Genomic DNA, 20,998 nt, shown 5'->3' with positions numbered 1-20,998 from the left:
GAATCGGCCGGGCCGCGAGGGTGGCCTGGCCGCTGCCCTGGCGGCACCGTTGCAAGCCGGGAGTTTGACGCCCCCGGACCCCTTTGGAGCAATGCTCCAGAGAGGAAGCGGCGGCTGATGCCCCTTGCCGAGAGCGCGCCCGATGCCCGAGATTCCCGTCCTGACCGAAAGCCGCCGCATCCGCAGCCCGCGGCTCGAAACGCGGGTGCTGTTTTCCGGCCCCGAGGATGGCGTGCCGGTGATCTTCGTGCATGGCAACCTGTCGGCCGCGACCTGGTGGGAAGAGACCATGCTGCGCCTGCCGGCGGGGTTTCGCGGCATCGCGCCGGACCTGCGCGGCTATGGGCTGGCGGATCCGCGGGCGCTGGTGGATGCGACGCGGGGACTGGGTGATTTTTCGGACGACCTGGCGGCCCTGATGGACGAGTTGGGGCTCGCGCGGGCGCATCTGGTGGGCCATTCGCTTGGCGGCGGTGTGCTGTGGCGGTTCCTGGCCGATCATCCGGGCCGAGTGCTGAGCCTGGTGCAGGTGGCCCCGGCCTCGCCGCACGGTTTCGGGGCCACGGGTCCTTCGGGCGGGCCGGCCTTTGCCGATGGCGCGGGATCGGGCGGCGCCTCGGTGAACCCGGAGTTCGCGAAACTGCTGGCGGCAGGCGCGACCGGGGCCGACAGCCCGCTGCACCCCCTGTCGGTGCTGAATTCCTATGTCTGGAAGCCGCCCTTCGTGCCGGCACGGATTGCCGATATCCTCGCCTCGGCTCTGGCGCAGCACACCGGGCCGAAAGCGTACCCCGGCGACGCCGCGGCCTCGCCCAACTGGCCGGGGGCGGCGGCGGGGGCATGGGGGCCGATCAACGCGCTGGCGCCTGTCTATCACCCTGACCCCCTGGCCTTCACCCGGGTGGCAGAGAAGCCGCCGATCCTGTGGCTGCGCGGGGCGGAAGACCCCGTGGTCTCGGACGCCTCGCTGTTCGATCTGGGCACTCTGGGGCAGTTGGGCGCCGTGCCGGGCTGGCCGGGCGCATCGGTGATGCCGCCGCAGCCCATGGTGGGCCAGACCGAAACCGCGCTGGCAGCCTATGAGGCGGGCGGCGGCCGGGTGACACGGGTGGTGCTGGCCGATTGCGGCCATTCGCCCTATCTGGAACAACCCGGCGCCTTCGACCGGGCCTTCCACGCGCATCTGGCGGGCTGATCAGCCCGCGTCCAGTGCCAGGGCGTGAACGCGCCGTGTCAGGTCGCCAAGCGCCCGGTTGACCGCGCGGTGGCGGTCGATGCGCGACAGGGCGGCCAGCGCCGGGGCGCGGATCAGGATGCGGAAATGGCTTTCGCCCGTGCCATCGTCGCCGGCATGGCCGGCATGGCGGTGGCTTTCGTTCACCACCTCCAGCCGGTCGGGGGCGAAAGCTTCGGTCAGGCGTGCGGTGATCTCGTCAGCCACGGACAATTTCAGCGTCTCCCCCTTCAAACCGCCGGTCAAATCCCTAAACTCGCTGTCCCGAGTCGGAAAGGCCCCGCCCATGTCAAAACCCCCCTTCGAGTTCGACCTGCGCGTGTCGTCCGACAAGGCACGCCGCAAGACGGGGCGTCGTGGCATGTCCGGCGCTTTCGAAACCTCGGAGCGGGGCTGCGAGTATCCGGGCTGCAGCCAGAAGGGCATGTACCGCGCGCCGAAATCGCCCGACCACCTCGACGAGTTCTTCTGGTTCTGCAAGGACCATGTGCGCGAGTACAATCTGAAGTGGAATTTCTTCAACGGAACGACCGACGAGGAGTTTCAGAAGTTCCTGGACAAGGACCGCGTCTGGGGCCGCGAGACCAAGCCCTTCGGCAAGAAGGCCGACGAGGGCCGCGCCTGGCAGCGGTTGGGCGTGGACGATCCGATGGCCATCCTGGGTGAGAAGGCCACGCAGAACCCTGGGCGCCCCACCGGCAATGCGACGCGCAAGCTGCCGCCGACCGAGCGCAAGGCGCTGGAAATCCTGGATGCGCGCGACACCTGGACACGGACCGAGATTCGCAAGCAATACAAGAGCCTGGTGAAGGATCTTCACCCTGACATGAACGGCGGCGACCGCAGCGACGAGGAACGCCTGCAAGAAGTCGTCTGGGCCTGGGACCAGATCAAGGACAGCCGGTTCTTCAAGGATTGACGTATGAGTGACCTGAGTGTTCCTATTGCCCTGCTCGACTGGCGAGATCGCCAGCTGGAGGCGATCTCGGAACAGTTGGAAGATGCTCTGCCAGTGCTTGTCGCCCAGCTGGAGGCTTGGGTGGACCAGGCATCTATCCTTGATCTGATCGGCGCGAATCTGGGGCCGAACACAGATCAGAAAGCAATCATCGACATGTGGAAGTCCGAGCAGATCAGGCGCGCCGTGCGGCGGGCCGATGAGGCCATGTCGGCTGCCCTGCGGTCCCTTCCGCCCGATCCGGGTGGTCTGACGGACGCCACGCCGGAGCTTGGGCAACTGCTGCCCGCCGCGGCAGGTGTCGGATTGCTTGCGGCCTCGATTGCTGCCATCCCGACCGTGGTCTCCTTTGCCACCATCACCAGCAGTTCGCTGGCGATCTTCACGATCTCCACAGTCAGCTGGCCCTTGATGGCTGTCGGCGCCGCCGGGGTGGCGACCGCCACTTTCCTAGGATCAACCCTGGTCAAGCGCGCCCATGCTGGCTGGCGCGAGGGGATCAAGAGCCGGCTAAGGTCCTGGGCCTACAAGCAGATGTTGGGCCTTGGCGCATCGCGCGGGGCACGGAGCTTTCTGTCCGACCTTCAGGCCGTGGTGACCTTGGCCGGCAGCAACCGTATGGAGCAACGAGTATGACGACCCTGCTTTACGAGATTCCCGCTAAACTGGTTGAGGGCTATCTGACCGGCCGATATCAGCTTTACGGGGCCGTGCTGAAGGATGCTGCAAGCGGGTTGATCGTCGGTCAGGTCCAGCAGACCGGCCTTCTTGAACCGCTCTTGCGAAATTCGCTGAACCTTGTCTCGGGGGGACCGGCCAGCGTTCTGACCAGTGCCATTACAGGCGGCGTCACCATGTGGCAGAACCACAAGATCGCCGGCCAGCTGTCCCAGATGCAGGCCTCGCTTGCGCTGATGCAGAACTTGTCGGTCGCCGGGCTTTTGGTGTCCGGCCTAGGCTTGGGGGTCTCGGTTGTCGGTTTCGCCGCGATGAATGCCAGACTAAAGGCCATCGGCCGCAGCCTGGATGATCTGTCCGGTCGCGTCGAAGCGGTGACACGCGATCGGCGCGAGGACGAGCTGAAGTCCCTGCTTCAGCGCATCGAGGTGCATCTTGAAACGGTGGACGGGCTGGAAACCCGCAAGCAGGGTTTTGCGGCGGCGGACCGTGCCAGCGACCAACTGCGGGACGATGCCGGGGCGCTTTACGGCGTGCTGGACCGGGAAGTGGCGCGGGCTGCCCCCGAGTCCGCCGAAATTCCCGACGTGGACCGCATTCTTGGGGTCACGGCGACGATCCGCATCGTGCACGAGGCCAGCACTCGCGCGATGTTCCTTATGGACGAGGTCGAAGAGGCCGGGCGGCTGGCCGGGCTGCAGGGGCGGCGGCTGATGGATCACACGTCCGCTTTGTCACCGGATGCGCTGGCACGGATCAAGGTCTTTGGCACAGAACCACCCGAGGCGGCAATCAGGGCACGGCGCGAAGCTCTCCCTCGCGCTCGGATCGTGGCACAGGACTTGCGACAGTCGTCGATGATGATCGCGTCGCAACAGGAGCTGGCTCAAATGCTTGGCCAGCGCGGGGTGTCCGGTCGTCAGTACTTGAGCGAAGTGTCCGCGGCCAAGGACGCGCCGCTCATGTTCCTGCCGGCGGCGAAAGCCGAGGATTGATCGCGGCAAAGCATGCGCGCGCTTGTGCATGCCCACGGCGACCGCAGCGACGAGGAACGCCTGCAAGAAGTCGTCTGGGCCTGGGACCAGATCAAGGACAGCCGGTTCTTCAAGGATTGAGGCACAGGGGCCAGCGAGGGGGGCGACAGCCGGCGCCGAATCGGCTATTATGGGCGCATTGTTGACGATCCGATTATTGCGACCTTTCTGATCCCCTTTTTCATCGAGGCTTTCCATGACCCGCCATTTTTCGCCCGAGCTTGGCGCTCTGGCTGCTTCCCTTGTCATATCGCTCGGTCTTGCCACGCTTGGCGTGGCTCAGGACGCGCTTTCGCCCGCGAAGGGTGCTGTTCAACATGCCATGCCGCCTGGCGGCTATATCGGCACGGCGGCGCTGCGCACTGCGGCGGTCGCGGCGCCGGGCGGTGCCGTCCAGCACGCGATGCCGAAGGGCGGCTATACGGGCACGGCCGCGGCCCGGCCCGCCGCCTGCCCGGACGGGCAGGCGGCCACCTGCCCCCTGCCCGCCCAGGACTGATGGCTCGGGACTGACGTCTCAGGCCGGCGTGAAGACCAGCGCCGCGCCGTTCATGCAGTAGCGCAGGCCGGTGGGTGCCGGACCATCGTCGAAGACATGGCCCAGGTGCCCGCCGCAGCGGCTGCAATGCACTTCGGTCCGGTTGCCGAAGATGCCCGGATCGGGCCGCGTGCCCACGGCATTGGGCAAGGGCTTCCAGAACGAGGGCCAGCCGGTGCCGCTGTCGAATTTGGTGTCCGAGACGAAGAGCGCCTGGCCACAGCCGGCGCAGGCGAAGGTGCCCTCGCGGTGTTCGTCGTTCAGCGTCGAGGTGAAGGCGCGCTCGGTCGCCTCCTGCCGCAGCACGCGGTACTGCATGTCGGTGAGCTTCGCGCGCCATTCGGCATCGCTGAGGGTGAACGCGAAGGTCTCGGCCTTGGCCGATCCGGCCGCGACAGCGCCGAGGCCCGTCAAGGCGCCAAGGCGGGCAATGAGATTGCGTCGGTTCATGGTGAACTCCTTTCCTGCCTGACACTACGGCGAAAAGGGTGCGGCGTTTCACGGCCTGACGGCTTCGTGATCGCCCCCGCCCCCTTGCAGCCCCCCGCGATATGTTCCATCACGGAGACCGGCGGCGCAACGGCCGCCAGGACACCCACGGATATGGCGGACGCGATGCTGGACAAGGTTTTGAAACCCACCGAGGACATTTCGGTCCGCGACGTCTTTGGCATCGACACCGACATGAAGGTCAAGGCCTTCGACGAGCGCACCGACCGCGTGCCCGAGGTGGACCCGACCTACAAGTTCGACCCGGACACCACGCTCGCCATCCTGGCGGGTTTTGCCTACAACCGTCGCGTGATGATCCAGGGCTATCACGGCACGGGCAAGTCCACCCATATCGAACAGGTGGCGGCGCGGCTGAACTGGCCTTGCGTGCGGGTGAACCTTGACAGCCACATCAGCCGGATCGACCTGATCGGCAAGGATGCCATCAAGCTGCGCGACGGCAAGCAGGTGACCGAGTTCCACGAAGGCATCCTGCCCTGGGCGCTGCGCAACGCCGTGGCCATCGTGTTCGACGAATACGATGCCGGCCGGGCCGATGTGATGTTCGTCATCCAGCGCGTGCTGGAACATGACGGCAAGCTCACGCTGCTGGACCAGAACGAGATCATCACGCCCCACCCGTCCTTCCGGCTGTTCGCCACGTCGAACACGGTGGGCCTGGGCGACACGACCGGCCTTTACCACGGCGTGCAGCAGATCAACCAGGCGCAGATGGACCGCTGGTCGCTGGTGGCCACGCTGAACTATCTGTCGCATGATGCCGAAACGGCCATCGTGCTGGCCAAGAACCCCCATTACAACACCGAGAAGGGCCGCAAGCAGATTGCCCAGATGGTCACGGTTGCCGACCTGACCCGCACGGCCTTCGTGAACGGCGACCTCTCCACCGTCATGTCGCCCCGCACGGTGATCAACTGGGCGCAGAACGCCGAAATCTTCCGCAACATCGGCTATGCCTTCCGCCTGACCTTCCTGAACAAGTGCGACGAGCTGGAACGCCAGACCGTGGCCGAATTCTACCAGCGCTGCTTCAACGAGGAACTGCCGGAATCGGCGGCGAGCATGGCGATGAAGTGAGGCTGGCGCCGGCCATTTGGCTGGCGCTTGCCCTGCCCGCCAGTGCTGGCGACTTGGCACTTTACCCTGCTGCGCAATGTGCGGCCTTCTGGCTTGGGCGCGAGGACTATGCCCAGGCGGGCGGATGGCTGGACCCTGACCCGCTTTCCGTGCAGCGCGCCGCCGCCTTTCGTGCCGCGGCCCTGCGGCTTGGGCCCGACCGCGCAGCGGAAATCGACGCAAGGATTGCCGACCAGCGCCCCCGGATGGCGCGGCTACACGAAGCCGCGATAGACTGGGGCGACCCCCAAAGCATCGACCTTCTGGAGGATCTCACCCAGACGTGCGGCGCCTTCGCGGCCGATTCCCCGGAACTGGAAGGCCTGCGCTAGACCGGTTGCGAAATGGGGAAGCCCATAGCACTCTGGCACGGAACAGAGGGAACCCGCCATGCACATCGGCCTGATCGGCGGCATCGGCCCCGCGGCGACCGTGGTCTATTACCAGCGCCTCGTCGCCCGCATGCGCGAACTCGGCGCGCCCTTGAACCTCACCATTGCTCACACCCCCGACATCCAGGTGCTGATCCGCAACAACCTCGCCGACCGGCGCGAGGAGCAGGCGCGGGAATATGCGCCGCTGATCGACCGGCTGAAGGCAGCGGGCTGCGACTGCGCCGCGATCACCTCGCTTGGCGGGCATTTCTGCTTTGCCGAGACGCAGGCCATATCCTCCCTGCCCCTCGTCTCGGCCGTGGAACCGCTGGACGACTACTTCGTGGCCCAAGGCATCCGCCGCATCGGGCTATTGGGAACCCGCGTCGTCATGCGCACCCGGCTCTATGGCCAGTTGGCGCGCACCGAAGCCGTGGCGCTGGACGGAGAGATCGAGACGCTTGGCCAGACCTACCAGGACATTGCCGTGGCTGGCACCTGCACCGCCGACCAGCGCGCCCTGTTCCTGGATGCCGGCGCGCGCATGGTCCGCGACCTTGGCGCCGAGGCCATCGTGCTTGCGGGAACCGACCTTAACCTCGCCTTCGACGGTCAGGCGCCGGGCTATCCGGTGATCGACGCCCTGGATGTGCATGTGGCGGTGCTGGCCGATCTTGCGGCGGGGCGCACCGCCCTGCCCTGAGGATCAGCCGCGCAATCCGGTCTCTTCCAGCAGGCCCTTGCGCTTGGCCTCGTAATAGTAACCGCGCTGGTACCACATCATCGCCCGGTCTTCGCTGCCGTTCGACACGAGCCAGGCGCCGCGCAGGTACTTTCCCGCGTATTTCAGGTTGGTCTCGGGATCCAGAAGGCCCGAGGGCTTGCCGCGATAGCCCATGCCGGCGGCGGTCTGGGCGCTGATCTGCATCAGGCCGTAATACGGCCCGTTGCGCGCGGCCGGGTTGTAGTTGCTTTCCTTCTTCACCACCCGGTGCATCAGGCTGCGCGGAATGTCGTAGTGATCGGCCCAGTGGTTCACCATGCGATGCACTTCGGCAGAGCCGGCAGTGGGTTCCGGCTCGTCGCGCCGGTTACGCCGGCCACCGCAGGCGGCCACCAGAGTCAGGGTCATCAGGCTCAGCGCGCTGCGGCGGGACAGGGTCATGCGGGCTCCGGGTCACGATCTCGCTGACGTGATAGCGATCCGGCATTCAGGCGGAAAGCCCCCCTGCATCTTCGACCTTTGGCGTGGTGGCGCTTCGGCGGGGCTTTGCTAGACTTGGGCCATCATGGGGGAAGACGGATGGCCGCAACCGACATGCCGGGCGTGACCGAAGGGCTGCGCAAGCTGGACCTGGCGCTCATCGTGGACGATCACCCGCTGTTCTGCGATGCGTTGGCGCTGACGCTTCGCGCCGTTGCCGGGGTGGCGCGGGTTGAAACCGCCGGTCGGCTGGAGCCTGCCATCGCAAGGCTGGATCTGACACCGGCCCCGGATGTCGTGGTGCTGGACCTGAACCTGCCCGATGTGACCGGGCTGGACGGTCTGATCCGCCTGAAGGCAGTCGCGGGAGCGGTGCCGGTGGTGGTCGTGTCGTCCCTGGCCGACAACCGGGTGATCGGCGCGGCGCTGAAGGCGGGCGCGGCGGGCTTCATTCCCAAGCATTCCGGGCGCGACGCTTTTCGCGCGGCCTTCGATGCGCTGCGGCGGGGAGAGGTGGCCCTGCCCGATGGCTTTGCCTTTCCGACCGATCCGCTTGCCCCGGCCAGCCGGCAGGAAGAGGCAGTGGCGCGGCTGTCACTTCTGACACGCCAGCAGGCGCGCATCCTGGAACTGATCTGCGAGGGGCTTCTGAACAAGCAGATCGCCTATGACCTGTCGATCGCCGAAACCACGGTGAAGGCCCATGTCACCGCGATCATGCGCAAGTTGGGGGTGCAAAGCCGCACCCAGGCCGTGCTGATGGCGCGCGAGGCCAGCTTCGCGAGCCTCATGCCCGAGGGCGACTGATCGGCTGTCGGCGGCTGCCCTACGACTTTGGTTCCATATGCGGGCGCCATCCCCCGGCCTAGAGTGCGGCCAAGGGAGATGACCATGCAGCTGAGCGACACGCGCGACATCAAGGCGCCGGGCGCAACCGTCTGGGCCGCCATTCTGGACCCAGAGGTGCTGAAGGCCTGCATCCCCGGCTGTGAAAGCCTGACCGGCAGCGTGGCCGAGGGATACGAGGCCGTGGTGACGCAGAAGGTGGGCCCGGTGAAAGCCACCTTCACGGGCGTGGTGAAAATCTCGGATATCGTCGAAGGCCAGTCGCTGACCATCTCGGGCGAGGGCAAGGGCGGGCCGGCCGGCTTTGCCAAGGGGGGCGCCAAGGTCGCCTTCGCGCCCATCGAGGATGGCACCCGCCTGACCTACGAGGTCGATGCCCATGTCGGCGGCAAGCTGGCCCAGCTTGGCAGCCGCATCATCGACGGCTTTGCCAAGAAACTGGCGGACGAGTTCTTCACCCGGTTCCAGGATGCGGTCGAGGGACCCTCCGAGGAACCGGCGGCGGAAGAGGGCGCAGAGGGCGAAGCCCCGGCCCAGAAGAAGGGATGGTTCAAGCGGCTGATCGGCAGCTGAACCGCTCAAGACGACCCAGGACGTTCCAAGGGAGGAAGAGAATGACGAAGGTCACGATGACCGTGAACGGCAAGGCCGTCTCGGGCGAGGTCGAGGGGCGCACGCTGCTCTCGGCCTTCCTGCGTGAGGGCCTGGGCCTGACCGGCACCCATGTCGGCTGCGACACCAGCCAGTGCGGCGCCTGCGTGGTGCATGTCGACGGCAAGGCGGTCAAGTCCTGCGCGGTCTTCGCACTGGATCTGGACGGCGCCTCGGTGAAGACGATCGAGGGCATGAACAATCCCGACGGCTCGCTGTCGGTGATCCAGCAGGCGTTCCAGGATCATCACGGCCTGCAATGCGGCTTCTGCACGCCGGGCATGGTGATGTCCTCAGCCGCCCTGCTGGCCGAGAATCCCAGGCCCACCGAGGCCGAGGTGCGCCACTACCTGGAAGGCAACATCTGCCGTTGCACCGGCTACCACAACATCGTCAGGGCCGTGCTGGCCGCGTCCGGCCAGGACGTGCCTGCCGTGGCCGCGGAATAAGGGGGGGGGGACATGCCTAAGGATCACGGGATTGGCGCCTCTTCCAAGCGCCGCGAAGACATCCGCTTTCTTAGCGGACTAGGCCACTACACCGACGATTCGGCGCTGCAGGGCCAGGCCTATGCGGTCTTCGTCCGCTCGAACGTCGCGCATGGCCGCATCAGGTCGATCGACACCACCGCTGCCGCGGCCATGCCCGGCGTGCTGGCGGTCTTCACCGGCGAGGATTTCAAGGATGTCGGCGGCAACCCCGCCGGCTGGCTGATCAACAGCCGCGACGGCACGCCCATGCGCGAACCCAAGCGCCCGGTGCTGGCCCATGGCAAGGTCCGCCACGTCGGCGACGCCTATGCCGCCGTGGTGGCCGAGACCTATGCCCAGGCCAAGGACGCCGCCGAACAGCTCGCCGCCGACAGCGACATCGAGGAACTGCCCGCCATCGTCGACATGGCGAAGGCCGTGGCCGATGCCACGAACCGCGTGCATGACGAGATCCCCGACAACCTCTGCTTCGATTGGGGCTGGATCGAGGACAACCGCGCCAAGGTGGACGAAGCCATCCGCAACGCCCCCCATGTCACCACGCTGCACCTGGTGAACAACCGCCTTGTGCCGAACGCGATGGAGCCGCGCGCATCCATCGGCGAGTACTTCCCCGGCACCGGCGACTACAAGCTGACGACCACCAGCCAGAACCCGCACCTCACGCGCCTTCTGGTGGCGGCCTTCGTCATGGGCATTCCGGAAAACAAGCTGACCGTCGTCGCCCCCGACGTGGGCGGCGGCTTCGGGTCGAAGATATACCACTACGGCGAAGAGGCCCTGGTGCTGGCCGCGGCGAAGAAACTCGCCCGCCCCGTGCGCTGGACGGCCGAGCGGTCGGAAAGCTTCCTCACCGATGCCCATGGCCGCGACCATGTGACGAAGATCGAGCTTGCCTGCGAAAAGGACGGCACCTTCATCGCCTTCCGCACCGAGACGCTCGCCAATGTGGGCGCCTACCTGTCGAACTTCTCGACGGCCACGCCCACCTTCCTGCACGGCACGCTGATGGCCGGCCCCTACAAGGTGCCAAACGTCTATGTGAACGTGAAAACCGTCTTCACCAACACCGCGCCGGTCGATGCCTATCGCGGCGCGGGCCGGCCGGAGGCCACCTATTCGCTGGAACGGGTGATCGACAAGATGTGCCGCGAGCTTGGGCTCGACCCGTTCGAGGTGCGGCGCAAGAACTTCGTCACCACCGACATGTTCCCCTACACCACCCCTGTCGGGCTGATCTACGACACCGGCAACTACCAGGCCACGCTCGACAAGCTGATCGACCTGGCCGATGTGGCGGGCTTCGAGAAACGCCGCGCGGCATCGGCCGCCAAGGGCAAGCTGCGCGGCATGGGGCTTTCCACCTGGATCGAGGCTTGCGGCATCGCGCCCTCGCGCCTTGTGGGCATCCTGGGCTCGCGCGTCGGCCTCTATGATGCGGCGACAGTGCGGGTGAACGCCACCGGCAACATCTCGGTGATGACCGGGGCGCACAGCCATGGCCAAAGCCACGAGACGGTCTTCGCGCAGATCGTGGCCGACAAGCTGGGCATCCCCGAATCCTCGGTCGAGATCGTGCACGGCGACACCTCGAAGATCCCCTTCGGCATGGGCTCCTACGGCTCGCGCAGCCTTGCGGTCTGCGGCACGGCAATGGCCAAGGCGGTGGACAAGATCATCGCCAAGGGCAAGAAGATCGCCGCCCACATGCTGGAGGCCAGCGAGGGCGACATCACCTTCGAGGATGGCAAGTTCAGCGTGGCCGGCACCGACAAGGCCAAGACCTTCGGCGAGATCGCCTTCTCGGCCTATGTGCCCCACAACTACCCGCTGGAAACGCTGGAACCGGGGCTGGAGGAAACCGCCTTCTACGACCCGGCCAACTTCACCTACCCCGCCGGGGCCTACCTCTGCGAGGTCGAGGTCGATCCCGAGACCGGCAAGGTGGACATCGCGTCCTTCACTTGCGCCGACGATTTCGGCAACGTGATGAACCCGATGGTGGTGGAAGGTCAGGTGCATGGCGGCGTGGGCCAGGGCATCGGCCAGGCGTTGCTGGAAAACACGGTCTACAACGAGGACGGCCAGCTTCTGACCGCCAGCTACATGGACTACGCCATGCCGCGGGCCGATGACGTGCCGTTCTACACCGTGGACCATTCCTGCAACACACCCTGCACCCATAACCCGCTTGGGGTGAAGGGCTGCGGCGAGGCGGGGGCCATCGGCTCGCCGCCGGCGGTGGTCAACGCGGTGATCGACGCGCTGCATCGCGGCGGCCTCACCCATGTGACGCATATCGACATGCCGGTCTCGCCGTCGCGGGTCTGGTCGGCGATCAACGGCTGAGGGGGATAGGATGTACAACTTCGACTTCGTGAAACCCTCCACCATCGCCGAAGCCACGGCGGCGCTTGCCGCCGAGGGCGCACAGGCGATCTCGGGCGGGCAGACCCTGACACCCACACTGAAGCAGCGCCTCGCGCAGCCTGCCGTTCTGGTCAGCCTGACGGGCATCGCCGAGATGAAGGGCGTCTGCCTGGGCGACGGCGGCCTGTCGGTCGGGGCGGCCACGCCCCATGCCGTGGTGGCAGCCGAGGCGGCAAAGCACTATCCGGCACTGGCCGCGCTTGCCGGTGGCATCGGCGACCCGGCAGTGCGCAATCGCGGCACCATTGGCGGGTCCATTGCCAACAACGACCCCTCCGCCTGCTACCCCGCAGCCGTGCTGGGTTCGGGCGCCACGGTCATCACCAACCGGCGGCGCATCGCGGCGGATGATTACTTCACCGGCCTCTTCTCCACCGCGCTGGACGAAGGCGAGATCGTGACCGAGGTTCGCTTCCCAATCCCGCAGAAGGCCGCCTATGTGAAGTTCAACCAGCCCGCCAGCCGCTTTGCCCTGACCGGGGTTTTCGTGGCGAAATACGCCGATGGCGTGCGCGTCGCCGTCACCGGCGCGTCCAATGGCGGTGTCTTCCGTTGGTCCGAGGCCGAAGCGGCGCTGTCGCGCAACTTCTCGCCCGCGGCCCTCGACGGGCTGAGCGTCGATGCGGCGGACATGATCCACGATCTGCACGGCACGCCCGCCTATCGCGCCAACCTGGTGAAGGTGCTGACGAAGCGCGCTGTCGCGGCAGCGGGCTGACACATCGCGCAAGACATCAAGAGGCGCCGCAAGGCGCCTCTTTTCATTGGCTGATTTGCCCTGGCGGGGCCGGCGCCGGAAGACCTCGCCGGGTGCGAATCCTGCCGCGCCGTCCTACTCGGCCGCCAGCTTGCCAAGATAGGCCGACCGCGCCGCGTCGATGCGCGCCGAATTGGCAATGGTCCATTCCGCCAGCGCCATCACCGGTACCAGGAAATCCCGCCCCAGGTCGGTCAGCGCATATTCCACCTGCGGCGGCGTCACCGGCGTCACGGTGCGGCTGACAAAGCCGTTCTCCTCCAGATCGCGCAGGGTCGAGGCCAGCATCTTCTGGCTGATGTCGCCGATCGCCCGCTTCAGTGCGTTGAATCGCATGGGGCCTGGCCCAAGTGTGCGGATCACCAGAAGCGTCCACTTGTCGGAAATCCGCGCCAGCACCTGGCTGATGCGCTGGCAGGCAGTTTCGTCGTGGTGACCTGGTGACGGAAAGGTGCCTTCTTGCACGGTGGCGTTCATGAATTACCTTTTGCGGTAACGAATCGTAACCATGCTACCAGAGGAAACCAAAGCCATGAAACCCCGGATCGCCCTCATCGTCGGCTCCACCCGCCCGACCCGCTTTGCCGACAAGCCTGCCCAGTGGATGCTGAAGCAGGCCCAGGCCCGCGATGACATGACGGTCGAACTTGTCGACCTGCGCGACTACAACCTGCCCTTCTTCGACGAGATGGCGTCCAACGCCTGGATGCCCAGCCAGAACCCCGAGGCCGTGCGCTGGCAGAAGAAGCTGGCCGAATTCGACGGCTACATCTTCGTCGTCGCCGAATACAACAGGTCCATCACAGGCGCGCTGAAGAACGCGCTTGACCAAGCCTATCAGGAATGGATGCGCAAACCCATGGCGGCCATCGCATATGGCTCGATGGGCGGCTCGGTGGCGCTGAACCACCTGCGCGCCATCGCGGTGGAAATGCACATGGTGCCAACCCGAAACGCCGTCCACATCGGCGGCGCCGACATCATGAAAGTGCACCCGATGGGCCAGAACGCCCCCATCGAAGAGATCGAGGCCAACCTCCTGCCATCGGCCAAGGCCACGCTGGACGATCTGGTGTGGTGGGCCAAGGCCACCATGGCCGCAAAGAGAGACGTGCAGGCCAAGGCCGCCTGAACGACCTCATGCCCCGGCGCAGGCCGGGGCCTTGCCGCGGCGAAGTGTTAAGTCCAAGTTAACGCGCCCGACCAAGCCATTGATATTGCTAGGCCCGATAGAGCGTCCGAGCTCGGACGCTCAATACCAGCGGTCGTCCTCGGCCGCCTTCCGCCGGGCCACGAAATCCCGCAGCTCCTCGCGCACCCCCTCGTCCAGCGCCGGGGCCTCATACTCGGCCAGGGCCTTCTTCCAGGCCCGGTTTGCCCGGCTCGCCGCATCCACCGACCCCGCCGCCTCCCATTTCTCGAACGGCTCGTTGTCGGCCAGGGACGAGTCCCAGAACGCCGTCTCGTAATGGGCCATGGTATGGGAGGCGCCGAAGAAATGGTTCCCCGGCCCCACCTCGGCAAAGGCATCGACCGCCAGCTGGTCGTCATCCACCTTCACCCCATCCAGATAGGAATGCAGCGCCCCGCACAGGTCGGCGTCCAGCATGAACTTTTCATAGGACATGGACAGCAGCCCATCCAGGAAGCCTGCCGAATGCAGGATGAAATTGGCCCCGCAATGGATCGCGGCCAGCATCGACATCGTCCCCTCGGTCATCGCCTGGGCATCGGGCAGCTTCGAGGTCGTGAAGTTCCCCGAACAGCGCAGCGGCAGGTTCGCCCGCCGCGCGAGCTGCCCCACCACCATCGACCCGATTGCCGGCTCCGGCGTGCCAAAGGTCGGCGCCCCGGACCTGAGCGACATGGAGGACAGGAAGTTGCCATAGATCACAGGCGCCCCCTTCCGTTCCAGCTGGGTCAGAGCGCAGCCCGCCATGGTCTCGGCATGGGCCTGGGCAATGGCGCCCGCGCTCGTCACCGGCCCCATCGCGCCGCCCAGGATGAAGGGCACGATCACCGCCGCCTGATTGGCCCGCGCATAGGCGCGCAGGCTGCGCGTCATCGTCCCGTCCCAGACCAGCGGCGAGTTCACGTTCACGTTGCCCAGGATCACGCAGTTCTGGTCCACGAACCCGGCCCCGAACAGGATGCGGGCCATCTCGATGCTGTCCTCGCTCCGCTCCTCGGCGGTGACCGAGCCCATGAAGGGCCGATCCGACAGTTCGATATGGGCCAGCACCATGTCGAGGTGCCGCTTGTTGACCGGCACATCGGTCGGCTCGCAGATCGTGCCGCCGGAATGGTGCAGGTTCGGGCTGGACTGGGCGAGGCGGATGAAATTCCGGAAATCCTCGATGGTGCCGAAGCGGCGGCCGCGGTCGAGGTCCATCACGAAGGGGCTGCCATACGCCGGGGCAAAGACCACCGACCTGCCGCCGACCTGGACCGAATTGGCCGGGTTGCGGGCGTGCTGGGTGAAGACGGGTGGCGCCGAGGCCAGGACCTCGCGCAGCATCCCCGGCTCGAACCGCACGCGAAGGCCGTCGACCCGCGCGCCGGCCCGCCGCCAATGGTCCAGCGCCACGGGGTCGTCGCGGAACTCGATACCGGTCTCAGCCAGGATGCGGTCGGCGGCCGTCTCGATGCGGGCGAGGTTCTCCTCGGACAGAACGTCATAGGTCGGGATGTTCCGAAGGATGTAGGGCCGACCGACCCCGCTGCCGCGCCTTGACCGCTCGGCCGTCCGTGCTTGCCGCCCTGCCCGCCGTGACTCGCTCATCCCTGTCTCCCCGTTTTCCACGATGAAACGCGAGCGTCGCCTTCGATAATCGTCCGAAGGCGACGTGGCGTCGGGGATAAAGGTCGCTGGCGGGGATCAGGTCACCACGTCTGGCGCGGTGCGCCCGGTATACCCCGCGATGTCGGCAATCGCATGGGCTGCGCGGATGACTGGTGCCAGTGCCTTTTGCGCGTCGAGGTTCAGGCCGTCCGGCCCCGGCGCATAGCGTTCCAGATAAACCCGTAGCGTCGCGCCCTCGGTCCCGGTGCCGGACAGACGCATCACGATGCGTGAGCCGTCCGCGAAGAGGATGCGGATGCCCTGCTTCTGGCTGACCGAGCCATCGACCGGATCGGTATAGGCGAAGTCGTCGGCGGCCGCGATAGCCATGCCTTCGACCACCTGCCCCGGCAGGCTGGCGAGCTTGCTGCGCAGCGCGGCCACCATGGCATCGGCCTTGTCGGTGGGGATCGCCTCGAAGTCGTGGCGGCTGTAGTAGTTGCGGCCATACTTCGCCCAATGCCCTGCCAGGATCGCCGCGACGGACTCCTTGCGCACGGCGAGGATGTTCAGCCACAAGAGGATGGCCCAGAGACCATCCTTCTCGCGCACATGGTCGGAGCCGGTGCCGAAGCTTTCCTCTCCGCACAGGGTCGCGCGGCCAGCGTCCAAGAGGTTGCCGAAGAACTTCCAGCCGGTCGGCGTCTCGAACTTGGCAATCCCGAGCGCATCGGCCACGCGGTCGGCGGCGGCCGAGGTGGGCATGGACCGCGCGACACCGGCAAGGCCCTTGGCATAGCCGGGGGCGAGATGAGCGTTTGCGGACAGAACGGCCAGAGAATCCGAAGGCGAGACATAGGTTCCTCGTCCGACGATCATGTTCCGGTCGCCGTCGCCATCGGAGGCGGCGCCGAAGTCGGGCGCGTCGGGACCCATCATCTCGGCCATCAATTCATGCGCCCAGGTGGGGTTGGGGTCGGGGTGCATTCCGCCGAAATCCGGCAGGGGCGTGGCGTGAACCACGGTGCCCTTGGGCGCACCGAGCCGGTTTTCAAGGATTTCCACCGCATAGGGGCCGGTGATGGCGCACATGGAATCCATGCTCATCCGGAAGCCGCCCGCGAACATGGCGCGGATCGCGGCGAAGTCGAACAGCGATTCCATCAGGGTGGCATAGTCGGTGACGGGATCCACCACATCCACCACCATGCCCGCCAAAGTGCGGCGGCCGGGGGAAGAGATGTCCACGTCCTGCGATTCAACGATGCGATATTCGGTGAGGGTCTTTGTGCGGGCGAACATCGCCTCGGTCACGGCCTCGGGGGCGGGGCCGCCGTTCGGCATGTTGAACTTGACGCCGAAATCCTCGTTCGGTCCGCCGGGGTTGTGGCTCGCCGACATGATGATGCCGCCATCGGTCTTGTTCAGCCGGATCAGGTGGCTGGCGGCGGGGGTGGACAGAAGCGCCCCCTGCCCCACGATTACACGCGCGGCGCCGTTGGCGGCAGCCATGCGCAGGATGACCTGCGCCGCACGGTCGTTGAAGTAGCGCCCGTCGCCGCCCAGGACGAAGGTCTTGCCCTTGGCGCCCACGGTATCGAAGATCGCCTGGACGAAGTTCTCCAGATAGTGCTTGCCCATGAAGACCGGGGTCTTCTTGCGCAGGCCCGAGGTGCCGGGCTTCTGCCCTTCGATCGGTGTGGTGGCGACGGTCTGGATCGTCATGGCTGTCCTCCCTTTGTCTCGTTCGTGCCCGGAACTGGCCGGTCGGCCGGCACGAAGACCAGCACGGATTGCGCGGGCACCGCGCCGCGGGCCGGCCAGAGCGCATCGGCCGCCTCGGGGCGCGTGGTGTCAAGCACCAGCCGCCAGCCCCGCACGGTATCTGGCAGGGTCAGCGCAGCATCGGAACCAGCGTTGAACACCACGAAGACCGCATCGCCATCGTCCGGCCCCTCAGCGGCCAGGCGCAACTCGACGCCCAGGCAGCGGAAGGCGGGATCATGCCAATCCTCGGGGCGCGGCTGCTGGCCATCGGCGCGGCGCCAGATCACATCGGGCAGGTTGTCCGCCGCGCGGGAACGCGCGTGCAGGAAACGGCGCTGGCGCAGGATCGGCAAGGCGCGGCGCAGGTCGGCAAGGCGCCCGACAAAGGCCGTCAGCCGCGGATCGGCGTGCTGCCAATCGAGCCAGCCGGTTTCGTTGTCCTGCGCATAGGCGTTGTTGTTGCCGCCCTGGCTGTTGCCGATCTCGTCCCCGGCCAGAAGCATGGGGATGCCCTGGCTGAGGAACAGCGTGGCCAGCAGGTTGCGCTTGCGCAGGTCGCGGGCGGCGCGGATGCGGGGGTCGTCGGTCGGGCCTTCCACGCCGAAGTTGTCGGAGTGGTTTTCGGAATGACCATCGCGGTTGTCCTCGCCGTTGGCGAGATTGCGCTTGACGGTGTAGCTGACCAGATCCTGCAGCGTGAAGCCGTCATGCGCGGTGATGAAGTTCACCGAAGTCGTGGCGGGCCTGCCCGCACGGTCGAAATGCTCGGCCGATCCGAGGATGCGCTTGGCGAGGTCGGCGGTAAAGCCGGGGTCGCCGCGCCAATAGCGGCGTATGCCATCCCGGAAACTGTCGTTCCATTCCATGAAGGGCGAAGGGAAGTTGCCCAACTGATAGCCCCCCGGACCGACATCCCAGGGCTCGGCGATCAGCTTCACGCGGGCCAGGACCGGATCCTGACGGATGGCATCGAAGAAGCCGCCATAGGGATCGAAGCCGCCGCTTTCGCGCCCAAGCGCGGTTGCCAGGTCAAAGCGGAAGCCGTCCACATGGCAAACCTCGACCCAGTAGCGCAGCGAGTCCATCACCATGCGCAGCACCATGGGATGCGTCAGGTTCAGCGTGTTGCCGGTGCCGGTGTCGTTGATGTAGTACCGCCCGCCCGGGGCAAGGCGGTAGTAGCTGGTGTTGTCGAGGCCGCGGAAGCTGAGGGTCGGCCCCCATTCGTCGCCCTCGCCCGTGTGGTTGTAGACCACGTCCAGAATGACCTCGATCCCGGCCGAATGGAACCGGCGCACCATCGACTGGAACTCCCAAAGCGCGCCGCGTGACAGGTAGCGGGGTTCGGGGGCGAAGAAGCCGATGGTCTGGTAGCCCCAGTAGTTGCGCAGTCCTCGGGCGATGAGGAACCGGTCGTCCACGAAGGCCTGCACTGGCAGAAGCTCGACCGCGGTCACGCCGATCTTGACGAAATGCTCGATCACCGCGTCGGAGGCGAGCCCCAGGAACGTGCCGCGCAGGCTCTTTTCCACGCGCGGATGTTGGGCGGTCATACCCCTGACATGGGTTTCCGCGATGACGGTATCCGAGGCGCGGATCTGCGGGGGCGTGTCGCCAGCCCAGTTGAACGAGGGATCCACCACCACCGATTTCGGCACGGCGAAAGAACTGTCGCGCGGGTCGTAGGACAGGTCTCCCCTGGGACTTCCGACCTTGTAGCCCATCAGCGCATCGGACCATTTCAGCCGGCCTTCCAGTTGGCGGGCATAAGGATCAATCAGCAACTTGTTGGGATTGAAACGGAAACCGATCTCTGGCGCATAGCGGCCGTGGGCGCGATAGCCATAGAGCGTGCCGGGGGTGAGACCCGAGACATAGACGTGCCAAATGTCGCCGTCCCGTTCAGTCAGGTCGATCCGGCTCATTTCCTTTCGGCCATCGGGGCTGAACAGGCAGAGCTCGATGCGCTCGGCATTGGCGGAAAAGACAGCGAAGTTGACGCCCTGGCCATCGAAGCTTGCGCCGAGCGGCCAGGGACGCCCGGCTGAGAGCGAGTGGCCGCCGCTGCGTTGCGGCGCCTGGGTCTTTGCGATCACGGAGCGAGATCCTCGTACATCGCGGCATAGGCGGCGGCCGAGGCTTCCCAGCCCACCGGCTGCGCCATCGCATTGCGGGTCAACTGCTCCCAGGCCATCGGATCGGCATGAAGTGTGACCAACTGGCGAAGGGCCTGGCCGAGGGACAGGACATCGGTCGGGTGGAACTGGATGCCGGTGGCCACGCCGCGCGCCAGTGCCGCAGGCGAAGCATGGATCACGGTATCGGCGAGTCCTCCCACAAGCGACACGACGGGGATCGTTCCGTAGCGCAGGCCGTACATCTGGGTCAGGCCGCAGGGCTCGAACCGCGAAGGCACCAGCACGGCATCGCCGCCGGCGAACATGCGGTGCGAGAGGCCCTCGTCATAGCCGATGCGCACGGCCACCCGCCCGGTGAAATGGCTTTGCAGCCCGCGCATCGCGGCCTCGAGCCCCGGATCGCCTGAGCCCAGGACAAGAAGCCCGCCGCCTGCCCGAACGAAGTCGGGGATGGCCTGAGACAGAAGGTCTATTCCCTTCTGGTCGGTCAGTCGGCTGACGACGATGGCCAGCGGACCCGGCACATCCAAGCCGAATTCGGCACAAAGCGCGGCCCGAGCGCGGGCCTTTCCGGCCATGTCGTTGGTGCTGTACGGGTCTGCCTCACCTGACGGATCCCAGATGTCGGTGTCCACCCCGTTCAGGATGCCCTGAACATCGGCGGCGCGCGAGGCAATGACGCCCTGCAGGCCCATGCCGAATTCCGGCCGCATGAGTTCCTGCGCATAGGTGGGCGAAACCGTGGTGATCCGGTCTGCAGTCACAAGCCCGGCCTTCAGGCTGGAGAGCGCCCCGTAGTATTCCAGCCCGTCGGGATGGAACTGGTCAGCAGGAAGGCGCAGGTCGGCCAACTGGTGCGCGGCCGCCCAACCCTGGAAGGCGATGTTGTGGATGGTGATGACCGACCGGACATCGCCCTTGCCACCATAGGCGAGGTATGCCGGCGCGAAGCCCGCCTGCCAGTCATGCGCATGAAGGATGTCGGGCTTCCAACCGTCTAGCCCGGCGCGGGCGATACGCACGGCAACCCAGGAGAGCGCGGCAAAGCGCTGCGCATTGTCCCACCAGTCGCCGCCCGGCCCGCTGTAGGGCCCGCCGTCGCGGTCGAAGAGATGCGGCGCATCCAGAAGCAGCATGGTCACGCCGTCGACCTGCCCCATGCGCACGCGCCCCTCGCCTCCCCAGAGGCCGCTTTCATACCAGACCTCTGGCCAGTCGGCGGCAAGCGCGCGGATCGGCCGATAGGCCGGGATCAGCACGCGCATGTCCCAGCCAACACGCTTCAGTGCGCCCGTAAGTGCGCCCACCACATCGGCAAGGCCACCGGTCTTGACCAGCGGCACACATTCCGACGCCACCGAAAGCACCCGTCCCGCCATCACCGGCCCACCCGCATCATGTTCTTTCCCCAATCAACCCGCGAGTTCGGCCACCGGAGTTTCGGACCGATGGACGGGGGCGGTTCACCCCCGACCGTCTTCGACTTC

Annotated in this window: 22 protein-coding genes and 1 pseudogene; 15 read left to right on the top strand and 8 right to left on the bottom strand. The window is 66.4% G+C overall.

Annotation, left to right across the window (positions count from 1 at the left end; translation table 11 throughout):
- The first annotated feature begins 142 nt into the window (after positions 1 to 142).
- Positions 143 to 1,195 (top strand): alpha/beta fold hydrolase, encoded by a 1,053-nt coding sequence (locus JO391_RS06745; protein ID WP_220663590.1) that lies wholly within the window; start codon positions 143 to 145, stop codon positions 1,193 to 1,195.
- On the opposite strand, the gene JO391_RS06740 is transcribed toward JO391_RS06745, so the two are convergent.
- The gene (locus JO391_RS06740; RefSeq protein WP_220663588.1) at positions 1,196 to 1,447 is read right to left on the bottom strand and encodes a BolA family protein; all 252 of its coding nucleotides are present in this window, start codon (positions 1,445 to 1,447) and stop codon (positions 1,196 to 1,198) included.
- A 73-nt stretch (positions 1,448 to 1,520) separates the two neighbouring features.
- Here JO391_RS06740 and JO391_RS06735 point away from each other — a divergent pair, with 73 nt between their 5' ends.
- The 5 genes and pseudogenes from JO391_RS06735 to JO391_RS06715 all read left to right on the top strand — a co-directional run bounded on the left by JO391_RS06735 (position 1,521) and on the right by JO391_RS06715 (position 4,403).
- A complete protein-coding gene (locus JO391_RS06735; RefSeq protein ID WP_220663586.1) occupies positions 1,521 to 2,153 on the top strand; it encodes a J domain-containing protein in 633 nt (210 codons plus the stop codon).
- A gap of 3 nt (positions 2,154 to 2,156) precedes the next feature.
- Positions 2,157 to 2,828, top strand: a complete 672-nt coding sequence (locus JO391_RS06730; RefSeq protein ID WP_220663584.1) for a hypothetical protein — start codon at positions 2,157 to 2,159, stop codon at positions 2,826 to 2,828.
- Positions 2,825 to 3,865 (top strand): hypothetical protein, encoded by a 1,041-nt coding sequence (locus JO391_RS06725; protein WP_220663582.1) that lies wholly within the window; start codon positions 2,825 to 2,827, stop codon positions 3,863 to 3,865. The genes JO391_RS06730 and JO391_RS06725 overlap by 4 nt, the downstream gene beginning before the upstream one ends.
- A 36-nt stretch (positions 3,866 to 3,901) precedes the next feature.
- Positions 3,902 to 3,985 (top strand): annotated as a pseudogene (locus JO391_RS06720) (molecular chaperone DnaJ); the annotation flags it as partial.
- Between the two features lie 115 nt (positions 3,986 to 4,100).
- Positions 4,101 to 4,403 (top strand): hypothetical protein, encoded by a 303-nt coding sequence (locus tag JO391_RS06715; protein ID WP_220663580.1) that lies wholly within the window; start codon positions 4,101 to 4,103, stop codon positions 4,401 to 4,403.
- A gap of 18 nt (positions 4,404 to 4,421) precedes the next feature.
- Here JO391_RS06715 and msrB read toward each other — a convergent pair whose 3' ends face one another.
- Entirely contained in the window at positions 4,422 to 4,892 is a 471-nt protein-coding gene (msrB, locus tag JO391_RS06710) for a peptide-methionine (R)-S-oxide reductase MsrB (RefSeq protein WP_220663578.1), read from the bottom strand.
- A gap of 153 nt (positions 4,893 to 5,045) precedes the next feature.
- Here msrB and cobS point away from each other — a divergent pair, with 153 nt between their 5' ends.
- The 3 genes from cobS to JO391_RS06695 are packed head-to-tail and all read left to right on the top strand — an operon-like array spanning position 5,046 to position 7,148.
- Positions 5,046 to 6,032, top strand: coding sequence for a cobaltochelatase subunit CobS (gene cobS, locus JO391_RS06705; protein ID WP_220663577.1), 987 nt, complete (start codon positions 5,046 to 5,048; stop codon positions 6,030 to 6,032).
- Entirely contained in the window at positions 6,029 to 6,403 is a 375-nt protein-coding gene (locus JO391_RS06700) for a hypothetical protein (RefSeq protein ID WP_220663576.1), read from the top strand. The genes cobS and JO391_RS06700 overlap by 4 nt, the downstream gene beginning before the upstream one ends.
- Before the next feature lie 58 nt (positions 6,404 to 6,461).
- Positions 6,462 to 7,148 carry an aspartate/glutamate racemase family protein gene (locus JO391_RS06695; protein ID WP_220663575.1) on the top strand — a complete coding sequence of 229 codons (687 nt, stop codon included), beginning with the start codon at positions 6,462 to 6,464 and terminating at the stop codon, positions 7,146 to 7,148.
- Positions 7,149 to 7,151: 3 nt separating this feature from the next.
- Here the strand turns inward: JO391_RS06695 and JO391_RS06690 are convergent, their stop codons facing one another.
- On the bottom strand, positions 7,152 to 7,610 hold the full coding sequence (locus tag JO391_RS06690) for a lytic transglycosylase domain-containing protein (RefSeq protein ID WP_220663574.1): 459 nt from the start codon (positions 7,608 to 7,610) through the stop codon (positions 7,152 to 7,154).
- Positions 7,611 to 7,748: 138 nt separating this feature from the next.
- On the opposite strand from JO391_RS06690, the gene JO391_RS06685 reads away from it, so the two are divergent.
- The 5 genes from JO391_RS06685 to JO391_RS06665 all read left to right on the top strand — a co-directional run bounded on the left by JO391_RS06685 (position 7,749) and on the right by JO391_RS06665 (position 12,785).
- Positions 7,749 to 8,456 carry a response regulator transcription factor gene (locus tag JO391_RS06685; protein ID WP_259444839.1) on the top strand — a complete coding sequence of 236 codons (708 nt, stop codon included), beginning with the start codon at positions 7,749 to 7,751 and terminating at the stop codon, positions 8,454 to 8,456.
- Positions 8,457 to 8,540: 84 nt separating this feature from the next.
- The gene (locus tag JO391_RS06680; protein ID WP_220663573.1) at positions 8,541 to 9,068 is read left to right on the top strand and encodes an SRPBCC family protein; all 528 of its coding nucleotides are present in this window, start codon (positions 8,541 to 8,543) and stop codon (positions 9,066 to 9,068) included.
- A 41-nt stretch (positions 9,069 to 9,109) separates the two neighbouring features.
- Positions 9,110 to 9,595 carry a (2Fe-2S)-binding protein gene (locus JO391_RS06675; protein ID WP_220663572.1) on the top strand — a complete coding sequence of 162 codons (486 nt, stop codon included), beginning with the start codon at positions 9,110 to 9,112 and terminating at the stop codon, positions 9,593 to 9,595.
- A 12-nt stretch (positions 9,596 to 9,607) separates the two neighbouring features.
- Positions 9,608 to 11,986 (top strand): xanthine dehydrogenase family protein molybdopterin-binding subunit, encoded by a 2,379-nt coding sequence (locus JO391_RS06670; protein WP_220663570.1) that lies wholly within the window; start codon positions 9,608 to 9,610, stop codon positions 11,984 to 11,986.
- 10 nt (positions 11,987 to 11,996) lie between these two features.
- Positions 11,997 to 12,785: an FAD binding domain-containing protein gene (locus JO391_RS06665; protein ID WP_220663568.1), complete on the top strand. Its 789-nt coding sequence runs from the start codon at positions 11,997 to 11,999 to the stop codon at positions 12,783 to 12,785.
- 114 nt (positions 12,786 to 12,899) lie between these two features.
- On the opposite strand, the gene JO391_RS06660 is transcribed toward JO391_RS06665, so the two are convergent.
- Positions 12,900 to 13,301, bottom strand: a complete 402-nt coding sequence (locus JO391_RS06660) for a winged helix-turn-helix transcriptional regulator (RefSeq protein ID WP_220663566.1) — start codon at positions 13,299 to 13,301, stop codon at positions 12,900 to 12,902.
- Between the two features lie 55 nt (positions 13,302 to 13,356).
- Between JO391_RS06660 and JO391_RS06655 the strand changes: the two genes are divergently transcribed.
- Positions 13,357 to 13,956: an NADPH-dependent FMN reductase gene (locus JO391_RS06655; RefSeq protein ID WP_220663564.1), complete on the top strand. Its 600-nt coding sequence runs from the start codon at positions 13,357 to 13,359 to the stop codon at positions 13,954 to 13,956.
- A 120-nt stretch (positions 13,957 to 14,076) separates the two neighbouring features.
- Here JO391_RS06655 and JO391_RS06650 read toward each other — a convergent pair whose 3' ends face one another.
- The 4 genes from JO391_RS06650 to glgA form a co-directional block, all read right to left on the bottom strand.
- On the bottom strand, positions 14,077 to 15,606 hold the full coding sequence (locus JO391_RS06650; RefSeq protein WP_220663562.1) for a trimethylamine methyltransferase family protein: 1,530 nt from the start codon (positions 15,604 to 15,606) through the stop codon (positions 14,077 to 14,079).
- Positions 15,607 to 15,702: 96 nt separating this feature from the next.
- Positions 15,703 to 17,331 carry an alpha-D-glucose phosphate-specific phosphoglucomutase gene (locus JO391_RS06645; RefSeq protein WP_220663560.1) on the bottom strand — a complete coding sequence of 543 codons (1,629 nt, stop codon included), beginning with the start codon at positions 17,329 to 17,331 and terminating at the stop codon, positions 15,703 to 15,705.
- Complete coding sequence (glgX, locus tag JO391_RS06640) at positions 17,328 to 19,469, bottom strand: glycogen debranching protein GlgX (protein ID WP_259444838.1); 2,142 nt, start codon at positions 19,467 to 19,469, stop codon at positions 17,328 to 17,330. The genes JO391_RS06645 and glgX overlap by 4 nt, the downstream gene beginning before the upstream one ends.
- Positions 19,466 to 20,890: a glycogen synthase GlgA gene (gene glgA, locus JO391_RS06635; protein WP_220663559.1), complete on the bottom strand. Its 1,425-nt coding sequence runs from the start codon at positions 20,888 to 20,890 to the stop codon at positions 19,466 to 19,468. The genes glgX and glgA overlap by 4 nt, the downstream gene beginning before the upstream one ends.
- Between the last annotated feature and the right edge of the window lie 108 nt (positions 20,891 to 20,998).

Origin of the sequence: Neotabrizicola shimadae, from assembly GCF_019623905.1 — a bacterium.
Classification (GTDB): Bacteria; Pseudomonadota; Alphaproteobacteria; order Rhodobacterales; family Rhodobacteraceae; genus Neotabrizicola; species Neotabrizicola shimadae.
The sequence above is the reverse complement of the archived record's forward strand: the minus strand, read 5'-3'. Positions and strand labels throughout refer to the sequence as shown.